Source organism: candidate division KSB1 bacterium, assembly GCA_022562085.1.
GTDB lineage: Bacteria > Zhuqueibacterota > Zhuqueibacteria > Oceanimicrobiales > Oceanimicrobiaceae > Oceanimicrobium.
Map to the genome: position 1 here is coordinate 1 of JADFPY010000126.1, position 11458 is coordinate 11458.

Below are 11458 nucleotides of genomic sequence, written 5' to 3' on the forward strand. Positions count from 1 at the left end.
CTTAAATCTTTTTATAATAATGAAGTCGGGAAGGAGGCGCCTGAAGCCCGTGCAGGACGCCTCGCCCCGTTGGATAATCAGCAGGTACATCCCTGTTAAACAAGAGGTCCTTATCCCACGGGGCGAGGAGCCGGAGCGGCCACAAAATCGCTAAAAATTATGAAAGTACGGGTTAGTATTGTTATTTATGCCTAGAATGGAGGTTCATGAATAATAGAGGATAGTACTGGAAAAATTCGGTGAACTGACATTGGCTTAAATATGTAACTTTTAGTTAATAGAACTGTCTCTTAAATAGGTAAGAATACCCTTTCTCACCTTATGAGATAATTGATTGAGAGGATTCAATATGTTTAAGAATTATATTAAAACTGCTTTGCGAAGTTTGGTAAAACACAAGGAATACGCATTCATAAATATACTCGGATTAGCGATAGGCATGGCCAGCGTTATCCTGATTTTGCTATTTGTACAGGAGGAGTTGAGCTATGATCAATTCCACACAAATCGGGACAACATTTACCGGCTAAACATCAAGACTACGCATCCGCATACCGGAGCTACAGCGGAACGCGCCATTGGGCCGTTTCGTCTCGCCAAAGAATTAAAAGTGGACTTTTCTGATATTCCACACATTGTTCGATTCTCTCCACAGGGCAGGACTCTCATACAGCTCGGTGACGAGCGTTTCTACGAGGAGAGAGTGGCTTTTGTCGATCCGGACGTATTTCAAGTCTTCGACTTGCCTCTTCTGATCGGAGATCCAAAAACTGTGCTTGACCATCCATATTCAATTGTAGTTTCACAGGAGATCGCCCAAAAATATTTTGGTGACGAGGAGCCCATTGGGCAGATCCTGACTTTTCAAGACAGCGATTTCAAAATCGCGGGTCTTCTGGATCAAATACCGGGTAATACCCAGTTGCAATTTGATATTTTGGCTTCAATGAATTGTGCTGAACAGGTTTTTTCCAGAATTGTGCTTGAAAACTGGGGAGAGGGCTCTTGTGAAACCTATGCCATGCTGCCGGTTGGAAAAAAGCCGGAGGATTATGAGGGAAGAATTGCCACATTTATTGATTCGAAATTAGAAGCCTGGGCATCGGCTTCCCCGAAATTGGTGATGCAGCCCTTAGCAGATGTTTATTTGCGCTCTCAAAACATCGCCGCCTACTCACCCGGCGGAGACATCACCTACGTTTATGCTTTTTCGGCTATTGCTTTGTTCGTTCTCATCATCGCCTGTATTAATTTCATGAATCTGGCAACGGCGCGTTCCGCAAACCGTGCTAAAGAAGTGGGTTTACGCAAGGTCGTCGGTGCCTTACGCAAGCAGCTTATCTGGCAATTCCTGAGTGAAAGTATTTTGCTTTCCATGCTTTCACTGGTCCTGGCAATAGCTTTAAGTTCATTGAGTCTGACCGCATTCAATGAACTGGCCGGGAAAGAACTTAGTATAGATATTTTCCAAAATGGTCAGCTCTTGTTTGGCCTCGTAATGATTACCCTTTTTGTTGGAATCGTTTCCGGAAGTTATCCGGCCTTTTTTCTTTCCGCTTTCAAACCAGTCAGTGTGCTATCGGGAATGTTGAAAAAAGGTGCGAAAGGGGGAACCCTAAGAAAAGTCCTGGTCACATTCCAATTTGCCGTTTCCATATTCCTGATAGTGGTGACGTCTGTGGTCTATAATCAACTGCAATACGCGCGAAACATGAAGCTCGGGTTCAGCAAAGATCACATAGTGTTGATACCGGGAACGCCACTCTCGATGCGGCAACAGTACGACCAGTTTCGAAATGAACTTCTGGCGCAACCCGGTATTATGAACGCTGCGGGCTCTTCACGAGTGCCACCCGGTCGACTCAGAAGCTCCCTTGGCACACGGCCCGAAGGGGTACCGGAAGATCAGCGTCAGGGCATGCAGACCGTCTGGACGGATTTCGATTTCATCGAAACGATGGGATTCGAACTCGCCGCAGGCAGAAGCTTTTCACGCGAACATGCCAGCGACGCCTCCCTGGCGTTTATCCTGAACGAAGCGGCGGTGCAAAGACTTGGCTGGACCAACGAAACCGCTATTGGTAAAGGATTTGGCAGTTCTGAAATCAAAGATTGGGACAGCGGTCAATGGCAGCAACGGGACGGACAAGTTATTGGCGTGCTCAAAAACTTCTATTTTGAATCATTACGTGAGGAAATCGTGCCAACGGTTTACTTTGTGGCGCCCTACATGGCCTGGAATTATGTCATCCGCATAGGATCAGAAAACATTCCCGAAACGATGAAATTCATCGAAGAAAAGTGGACCGCCTTCAATCCGACCCTGCCGTTTGTGTATAATTTTGTCGATGAGAACTTTGAGAATTTGTATCGGGCGGAGGAACGTCAAGGCAAAATTTTTGGTCTGTTTGCGATCCTGGCGATTTTTGTTGCATGTCTGGGATTGGTCGGGCTTGCTTCGTTTACAGCTGAGCAGCGGACAAAGGAAGTTGGCGTGAGAAAAGTTCTCGGCGCTACTGTCAGTAATATTGTCCTATTACTTTCACGAGAATTTACCTGGCTTGTGCTCATTGCATTTGTTGTCTCAGCACCCATTGCCTGGTATTTTATGAGTAGTTGGTTACAAAATTTTGCATATCATGTTTCTCTTAGTGTTGATATTTTTGTTTTGGCAGGAATCGCAGCTCTTGTCATCGCCTGGGTGACGGTGAGCTACCAGGCAACAAAAGTCGCTTTGACAAATCCAGCAAAAGCTTTGAGATATGAGTAACTGACTCGACACAAATTTATCTAAACTCCACATTAGCGATTTTGTGGCCGCTCCGGCTCCTCGTCCCGAATTCATTATTATATTTTTAAAGGAATGTCGGGACGAGGGATCCTGCGCGGGCTTCAGGCGCCTCCTCCCGATTTCATTATTATAAAAAAAATGCAGGAAAATCGGGACGGGGTCGCCTTTCGCTAAATTTTTCGTACAAGTTCCCCAAAACAGTAGGGGCAGGTCTTGTACCTGCCCGCCTCGGGCGTCCACAAGGGACGCCCCTACCACCCGCAATTTCAAATTGAAGCTCCCACAAATTTACCCTAGTTATGGCCGTCTTTGCGAGGCATTTTTTTGCCGAAGCAATCTCACGCCTGCCTGATCAGGAGATTGCTTCGCTGAGAAGCGCTCGCAAAAACAGTAAAAATTATGTTTTCGCTCAGGCGCTATTACATGATTTCAATGTAGGGGCGTTCAATTGAAAGCCCCTATGAATATTACCTTGACATTCCAAAACGAGAATTGTACTTTCTAATACCATGATTGGAAAGACAATTTCCCACTAGAAAATAAATCGGCTCTATAAAATGACCATTGATGCAGGCATTCACAGGCGAAAATCAATCCGGCTGCAGGAATATGATTATTCACAAGCCGGTGGTTATTTCTTGACAATCTGCACGCAGGAAAGAACAATGTCTGTTCGGTCGCATTGCTGATGAAAATATGATTTTAAATGACGCCGGAAAAATGGTTGCAAAATGGTATCATGAATTGCAAAACAAATTTCCCGATATCAAATGTGATGACTCGGCCGTCATGCCCAATCATTTTCACGGTGTAATTATGAACGTAGGGGCAGACCTGTGTGTCTGCCCCGAACATGATACCGATTTCGACGCATCCCAGGGCGAACACATAGGTTCGCCCCTACCCCAGGTTGTGCAATGGTTTAAAACCATGACCACAAACGAATACATTCGCCGGGTCAGAAAATCCAATAAAATTTCAGCTCGACACAGAAAATCCGGGAAAAAATCTTTTTAATTTAAAAAGTGTTTGATTTTAACCAAAAAAGGTATAATTTGTATACCATTATGGAGTTTGAATTTGATCAACAAAAAAGTGAAGAAAATAAGAAGAAACATGGAATTAGTTTTGAGGAAGCACAAAGTCGTTGGCAAGATTCATACAGAATTGTTATACCGGCCAAGAATTTGGATGAGCCAAGGTTTATTTTAATCAGCAAAATTCAAGAAAAATACTGGTCTGCAGTTTATACAGTTAGAGAAAATAAAATCAGATTAATATCAGTTAGAAGGTCAAGAAAAAATGAAAAAGAAATTTATGAAGGCTGAAGATTTTGACAAAAAATTTGATGATGGTGAAGATGTGTCTGAGTTCCTCGATTTTTCAAAATCTGAAAGGCCTGGGCAAAACCAGAAACGAGTTAATGTAGATTTCCCTATTTGGATGATTCAATCTCTTGATAAAGAGGCAAGAAGATTAGGTGTTACCAGACAATCAATCATCAAAGTATGGATTGCTGAAAGATTAAAAGAAGCTTCAGTTTAATTGCCACCAGCCTGAAAAGACACCACGAGGACGAGGAGGAAACATGAAACTGAAACAAATCGGCCACTATAAAATTCTGGACAAACTCGGCGAAGGCGGCATGGGGGTGGTCTACAAAGCCCAGGACACCAAACTCAAAAGAACGGTCGCGCTTAAATTCCTGCCCCTTGATAGGCTTGGGACGGGGGAAGAGAAGGATCGCTTTGTCCGCGAAGCACAGGCCGCGGCTGCGCTAAACCACCCAAATATTGCCACCATTTACTCCATCGATGAAGAAGAAGGTCACCTGTACATCTCCATGGAATACATCGAAGGAGAGAGCCTGAAAGAAAAAACTGCTTCCTCACCGCTGAAGCTGAAAAAAGTCGTGGATATTTCAGCACAAACAGCTCTCGGACTCCAGGCAGCACACGAACAAGGTGTCGTTCATCGGGACATCAAAAGTTCGAACATTATGGTAACGCCCAAAGGCCAGGTGAAAATCATGGACTTCGGGCTGGCAAAATTTGCGGGCAGTTCTTTGCTTACAAAAGCCGGCACCACTCTCGGCACTATCGCCTACATGTCCCCGGAACAGGCTCAAGGTGAGCAAGTAGATCTGCGCACGGACATTTGGGCGTTCGGGGTGGTGTTGTATGAAATGGTCACTGGACAAATACCGTTTAAGGGAGATTACGATCAGGCGCTGATCTATTCAATTTTAAACGAAGAACCGGAACCTTTGTCTGCATTGCGCAGCCGCGTTCCATTGGAGTTGGAGCGAATTGTCGAAAAATGCCTGGCAAAAGATGCAGCCGCCCGCTATCAGAACGCCAACGAACTCCCGGTGGATTTGAAAGCCATCGATATTTCCTCGGGAGGAAGCACTTCGAAAATTACCGCAACACGCTCGATATCGAAGATGTCCACAATGGCGACACCTGAGCCGAAAAAACCTTCACGCTTCAAACGCGCGTTGAAGTGGACTTTTACCGCGCTGGTTTTATTGGCAGCGGGATTTTCGATCTGGCGTTTCTGGGTTTCGCCTTTGCAAGCGCCCGTCCGCAGGTTGGTCATCAACACAGATGAAAATCTGGTCTTTTGGCAAAACTCTGCAGTGACTATTTCCCCAGACGGTAAAAATATTGTCTACGTCAGCCAACAAAATGGTGAGCCCAAGCTATTTCTACGATCATTAGAAAAATTTGAATCGACCCCGATTCAAGGAACTGAAAACGGCAACTCACCCTTTTTCTCCCCTGACGGCCAGTGGATCGGTTTTTATGCAGACGGGAAGTTAAAGAAGGCATCTATTTTTGGCGGCGTGCCTACCAAGATTTTAGATATAGACACATTCCTGGGCGCGAGCTGGACTCAAGAGGACACTATCTACTTCTCAACCCGCTCAAATGGCAATTGGTTTCTGGCAAAAATTTCGGCAACTGGCGGGACCTTGCAGCCGCTAACCCTGACACAAAATCCGTTGGAACCCATGAAAGTTTGCTGGCCGCAAGTGTTGCCGGGCGGTGAGGCGATCTTATTCACCAGCATCGCCGAGGCCAGCAGCAATCCCGACGAAGGCCAAATCGAGGTGCTTTCCTTAGCGACCGGCGAAAGACGTAAAGTGCTTGAAGGCGGCACCTATGCCCGCTACAGTCCCACCGGACATATCGTCGCGGCCTGGTCCGGGGGGTTGTTAGGCGTGCCATTCGATCTAAGTAAAATGGAAGTGACCGGTCCAACCATTCCTGTTCTGGAAGGCATTTTACTTGGCTCCAGTTACATCCCGAATTACACATTCTCGGAAGACGGCTTGCTGGTTTTTGTCCAGGGTGCAAAGGGTGGAGTCGAAAGGCGAATCATGGCTGCAAACCTTCAAGGCGGCTCACAACTATTGCTGGCAAAGAAGGAAGACTTCTCCCAACCACAATTTTCCCCTGATGAAAATCAAATAGCCTTGACGATTGAGAAAAACGGCAGCAGCAATATCTGGCTTAGTAACCTGAATGACGATGGATTACGCCAGTTAACTTTCGATGGCAACAACAGCCACCCGGTCTGGACTCCGGACGGCAAAAGTCTGACCTATGTTTCCGACCGAGACGGCAGCTGGAACCTTTTCCGCCAATCTCTGGAAGGCGCCGCGCAAGCCGAGCAATTGACCACCGGAGATAACCCAAAATGGCCGGCTTCCTGGTCGCCTGATGGCAGCGTGCTCGCTTATCACGAGGAACACCCCGACTCAAGTCTGGACATTTGGCTTCTCAAAATGAATGACCGCAAACCAGAGCCTTTTTTGCAGACTCGCTTCAATGAGCGCCAGGCGATTTTCGCGCCTAATGGCCAGTGGCTTGCTTTCGTTTCTGATCAATCCGGACAGGATGAAGTTTATGTGCGTGCCTTTGCCGGCAAAAGTGAAAGTACAAAAGTCTCTTCAGCAGGCGGCAAATGGCCGATGTGGCACCCGAACGGTCAGCAGCTTTATTACCGTTTTGGAGACAAACTAATGGCTGTGGCAATTACCACCAAGCCTAAATTTAGCGCCGCAACTGCTCGCGAGCTTTTTGCCCGGCGTTCACGGGAAGGACGAATGAATATCTCCCACAAAAGTTCGCGTTTTTTATTCGTCGATGCAGACCTGGCGCAAGAGGTGAGCCACCTCAATGTTGTGCTGAATTGGTTTGAGGAGTTAAATAGTAAGGTACCGTCCGGGAAGAGGTTCTTCGGGATAAAGTTTTGATTTGCAGCAGCTCTACGTAAAAACCAGAGACGAGTGGCGAAAATGGTTATCCGAACACCACCAAACAGAAAGGGAACTCTGGCTGGTATTCTTCAAAAAAGAAACCGGAAAGCCCTCCATTGAATATGACGCTTCCGTTGAAGAAGCGCTCTGCTTTGGCTGGGTTGACAGTATCATCAAAAAAATCGATGCTGAAAAATACGCCCGGAAATTCACACCAAGAAAATCCGAAAGTCCCTGGTCCGAGTCTAATAAAACGCGTGTGAAGAAAATGATCGAGCAGGGCCGCATGGCAGAGTCCGGTCTCGCCAGAGTGCAAGAGGCCAAGCAGCATGGGCTTTGGTACAAGTCTACCCGACCGAATATCTCATTTGAGATCCCCTGGGAATTTGAGCGCGCTTTGCAGCAGAATAAAGAAGCACAGGAATTTTTTGAGCAATTGGCGCCAAGTTATCAAAAGCAGTACATCGGTTGGATCGTAGTTGCTAAGCGACCGGAAACCAGAGAGAAGCGAATCAAAGAATCCATTGCGTTGTTGAAAAAGGGCGAAAAACTCGGTATGAAATAAAGTTGTTACTTTTTCCAGACCGAAGGCGATTACCTCTGACCAATTCTTCTTAAACGCTCCTTTAATCCTCCCTCACAAAAGAATTTGAAGTCAGCAGGAAAGTCAAAACCAGGAACAACATGAGAAAAAGAACCGACATAAAACTTACAACCGCTGAGAATGCCGCTGGATCAACCTTGTTTGAATCAGTGGGAACATCCGCCATTAGTTGTGTGACCCAACCTTGAATTAACGGCCAGTTCTCAAATGTCAAAAACAGCAGCACTAAGCCCAGAATCGCACCAACAAAAATTTGAAAAATCACCAGTGGACGCAAAGCTTTTCGTTGTGCCTCTTGTTTTTCCATGAATTGCACCTTGAGCCAGATGAGACCGTATGCCGCAGGGTTTGCTTCTTTTTCGGTTTTCTGGGCAAATGATTTCATCCACCCCCAAACAATGGCCTCTTCCTGACAAATGGCACACGACTCGAAATGAGTGCGAATCTCATCGTCCCATTTTCCCCTTTTAATTGCGTTGAGTACAACATCTTGATTTTTGCAAATCATGTTAACACCTCTGCATCAATTCCTTTTTTACTTAAGATTTTCGCTAATTTCTTCCGGGCACGAAATAGAGCGACTCGTACACCTTTTTCCTTCAAACCAAGAATCTCGCCAATGCTACGATGCGAATGTTCTTCAACATAAGCCAGCCAAAGCAGAGCACGTTCTTGCCGGTTTCAATTCGCTAAAAACGCCGGCCATGTCCGTTTGCAGGCCGACCGTTTCGTCAAGGTTCTCGAACTTGCCGTTCTTCTTTTCTGCGAAGTTAAGCCGCCATTTTTCATGAACTTTCACTCGTTTCCAGCAGTCGATATTTAGGCGCGTGGCAATGGTGTACAAATAAGATCGTATCTGCGATTCGCCAGTATCCCGCGGAGGTTTTTGCAGAAAACGCAAATAACTTTCCTGATGCAGGTCATCCGTTAAATGACCATCACCACAAATGCGGTAAATGTATGCCCACAACGGCTTTGAAGTCCGGGCGTAAAACGCTTTAAATTCCGCTTGCTCCATCCAGGCTTGTTCTACTGAGCCCTGTTTTTCACTATTTGGGGCTTCCAAATATTTTTGGTCGAACAAACCCCATTTCCGGCCTAAGAAATACGAAAAAGCGGCAGCGGCAAATAAACCTATGGCAGTTGCCGGCAGAAAGACGGCAGGAAAAATAAGATCGTCCTCTATTTTCCAGGCGATTATCATCGCACCAAAACCCATAAAAAGCATCAGAAAACCGACACTCGCGGTCACGAGGATTGGAACCTTGGTCCCCTTTCCGGAGGTGGTTAGTGTATTCAAGGCAGCCAAACCTCTGTCACTTTGTAAAAACTCCATAAGCTGTTTTTCGTCGTCAAACTTGTCGATGATTTTGTTAAAACGTTCGGTTTTTGCTTGTACAGCGACTTTGAACCTTTGATTTCGTAGATGATTAAACCAGCCAATCAATCCCAAAGTCCCGACTATAACTGAAGCAATAAAAAACCAAAACATAACTATTCTCCTTTAAAATACAATTTCTGATTTTCAGTTAATAATAGAATACCACTTTCTCTACTTTACGGTTTATATTCAGCATAGATACCGCGGTATTTTGCTGGTTCTCTTCGCCGGCTTTTTGAAAATGAACCGGTGTTTCAATATCTTCCGGGAAGAACTCACTTTCGCTCATCGGAAATAATTTAAATTTGCCGATGCCGGTTTCCATGATCAGAAATTTATCACCAGCGCGAATTATCAATTTGCCCAAGAAGCGATGACGATAACTACCAACGTATTTGCTCAAAATTTCATCGTTCACCTTAACTGCTTTTGGTTGGTCTGTTTCAGGCGGTTTGTAACCGACGAGACTTGGCTTGGATTTTGGCTCACCTTCCTTTGCATCCAAGATTAAACCGAGAAGGCTCATGATGTCTCCATGACGCACATTGTTGTTATCGTAACTATTGACCACGTGCACAAAAACCAGATTTGCGTCCGGCAGCACACAAATCCTTTGCCCGCCGCTGCCACTTGCAAAATACATTCTTTGTCCCCTTAATTGAGAAACCCACCACAAATAGCCGAAACTTCCTCGTTCGCTGAATCTTCCAAGCTCCGTTGAAAAAGGTTTTGTGCTTTCAGCAACCCATTCTTCAGGAATGATCTGCTTGCCGTTCCAACGACCGTTGTTAAGATAAAGCAGACCAAACCGGGCCATGTCGCGCGCCGTCATTCTAAAAAGATAAGCCGGGTGCTGAGATTTATCTTCAAATCGATAGTGAGTGTGCCGAAGCTCAAAATCTTCCATTTGTATCTGATCCGCAATATCCTCCTTGAAAGTTTCAAATACAACCCTTTGGGTCTCCTGTTCAAAAATAGTTGCCAGTGTATTGAAATCCCAATTATTGTAGTACCAAAAAGTCCCCGGTGCATGACTGCCACGCTGAGGAAGGTTTTTCGCCATATTTCTCGGAGAGTAGGCAGCCGGGTGAAATATTCCGGATCTAGCAGTTAAAAGGTCGACGACTTTGGCTTGTTTTTCCTGTGCGGTCAGGCTTTGTACATCATCGATTTTTAAATCTGCAAGCGTTTCGGTCAGGTCTATTTTTTCTTTTCCCACATAAATTCCATAAAGAGCATTCATGAAGCTTTTGCGAACCGAAGCACACCTGAATCTGCGCGCGGTATCTCCCCAGGAAACCAAAACCTGGCCGTCATAGATCACAAGCACTCCTGCGGCCTCACTTTCTTCAAATTTCTGCCTTGCGCGTTCGAGTTCTTCTGAAGAAAAACCGGCTTCTTCCGGTACAATGTATTGCTGCCATTTTTTGTTCGGGAAATCGTTTGGTTTAGTAAATGCACACCTTAAGCCAGCCCCTAACAGAATTAACAAGAACAAATGGTTTTTGAATTTCATATTAAAATCCTTCTGTTATTCGATAATTAAAATTATTGCATTCAAAAACTTGTATCAAAAAACTTTAGAGGCGCCCGATTTACCATTTTAGACGATTGAAGGAACCGCTTGGTTAACAGGAATCTTTAAAAGAGAGGTTGAAGGGGCGATTTGTTTCATAATAAACAAAAGGAGGTTTAGTGTGTGTTTTGGGTCCATATTAAAAAAGGCAGACCGGAAAATCCAGCCTGCCATTTCAATAGAAATCAAAGAATGAGTTTCCCCAGGTTAGTTTGTACCTTGTTTCGTTTTATTTTTCCCTGCAAGATCCAGAAAAAACGCATATCTAAAAGCAATTTCCTTGTAACGCTTAAACCTTCCTGATGCGCCGCCGTGACCTGCTTCCATATTCGTTTTCAGAAGCAGACGGTTGTTGCCGGTTTTCAGCGTGCGCAGTTTTGCCACCCATTTCGCCGGTTCCCAGTACTGGACCTGCGAATCATGCAATCCGGTCGTAACCAGCAAATGGGGGTAGTTTTTCGCTTCAACTTGATCGTAGGGAGAATAGGATAACATATAATCGTAGGAATCTTTTTCGTTGGGATTGCCCCACTCGTCGTACTCGCTTGTTGTAAGAGGAATGCTGTCATCCAGCATGGTTGTCACCACATCGACAAATGGAACCGCGGCCGCCGCCCCATGGAACAGCTCCGGAGCCATATTGATCACCGCGCCGATTAGCAGACCACCGGCGCTGCCGCCATAGCAGAATAACTTGTCAGAGTTAGTGTATTTCTCTTTAACCAAATATTTTCCGCAATCGATAAAATCGGTAAAGGTGTTTTTCTTTTTAAAGAGTTTGCCGTCATCGTACCATTGGCGTCCCATTTCCTGCCCGCCGCGAATGTGAGCGATGGCAA

At 45.5% G+C, this 11458-nt stretch carries 11 protein-coding genes; 6 read left to right on the forward strand and 5 right to left on the reverse strand.

What is annotated here, in order from left to right:
* Nucleotides 1–349 precede the first annotated feature (349 nt).
* The 6 genes from IH879_11830 (at nt 350) to IH879_11855 (ending at nt 7623) form a co-directional block, all read left to right on the forward strand.
* Nucleotides 350–2770: an ABC transporter permease gene (locus tag IH879_11830; protein ID MCH7675625.1), complete on the forward strand. Its 2421-nt coding sequence runs from the start codon at nt 350–352 to the stop codon at nt 2768–2770.
* Nucleotides 2771–3487: 717 nt separating this feature from the next.
* On the forward strand, nt 3488–3808 hold the full coding sequence (locus IH879_11835; protein ID MCH7675626.1) for a hypothetical protein: 321 nt from the start codon (nt 3488–3490) through the stop codon (nt 3806–3808).
* A 50-nt stretch (nt 3809–3858) separates the two neighbouring features.
* Nucleotides 3859–4119 carry a BrnT family toxin gene (locus tag IH879_11840; GenBank protein MCH7675627.1) on the forward strand — a complete coding sequence of 87 codons (261 nt, stop codon included), beginning with the start codon at nt 3859–3861 and terminating at the stop codon, nt 4117–4119.
* On the forward strand, nt 4109–4336 hold the full coding sequence (locus IH879_11845) for a CopG family transcriptional regulator (protein MCH7675628.1): 228 nt from the start codon (nt 4109–4111) through the stop codon (nt 4334–4336). Before IH879_11840 ends, IH879_11845 begins: the two co-directional genes overlap by 11 nt.
* Nucleotides 4337–4379: 43 nt before the next feature.
* Nucleotides 4380–7055, forward strand: a complete 2676-nt coding sequence (locus IH879_11850; protein ID MCH7675629.1) for a protein kinase — start codon at nt 4380–4382, stop codon at nt 7053–7055.
* A gap of 1 nt (nt 7056) precedes the next feature.
* Nucleotides 7057–7623 (forward strand): YdeI/OmpD-associated family protein, encoded by a 567-nt coding sequence (locus IH879_11855; GenBank protein ID MCH7675630.1) that lies wholly within the window; start codon nt 7057–7059, stop codon nt 7621–7623.
* A gap of 61 nt (nt 7624–7684) precedes the next feature.
* Here IH879_11855 and IH879_11860 read toward each other — a convergent pair whose 3' ends face one another.
* From IH879_11860 to IH879_11880, 5 genes are all read right to left on the reverse strand, one after another.
* A complete protein-coding gene (locus IH879_11860; protein ID MCH7675631.1) occupies nt 7685–8170 on the reverse strand; it encodes a hypothetical protein in 486 nt (161 codons plus the stop codon).
* Complete coding sequence (locus IH879_11865) at nt 8167–8325, reverse strand: hypothetical protein (protein MCH7675632.1); 159 nt, start codon at nt 8323–8325, stop codon at nt 8167–8169. Before IH879_11865 ends, IH879_11860 begins: the two co-directional genes overlap by 4 nt.
* The gene (locus tag IH879_11870; GenBank protein ID MCH7675633.1) at nt 8303–9154 is read right to left on the reverse strand and encodes an RNA polymerase sigma factor; all 852 of its coding nucleotides are present in this window, start codon (nt 9152–9154) and stop codon (nt 8303–8305) included. The genes IH879_11865 and IH879_11870 overlap by 23 nt, the downstream gene beginning before the upstream one ends.
* Nucleotides 9155–9191: 37 nt before the next feature.
* Entirely contained in the window at nt 9192–10559 is a 1368-nt protein-coding gene (locus IH879_11875; protein MCH7675634.1) for a serine hydrolase, read from the reverse strand.
* Nucleotides 10560–10826: 267 nt separating this feature from the next.
* Nucleotides 10827–11458 (reverse strand): S9 family peptidase (locus IH879_11880; protein ID MCH7675635.1); only part of this gene is annotated, 632 nt, incomplete at its 5' end.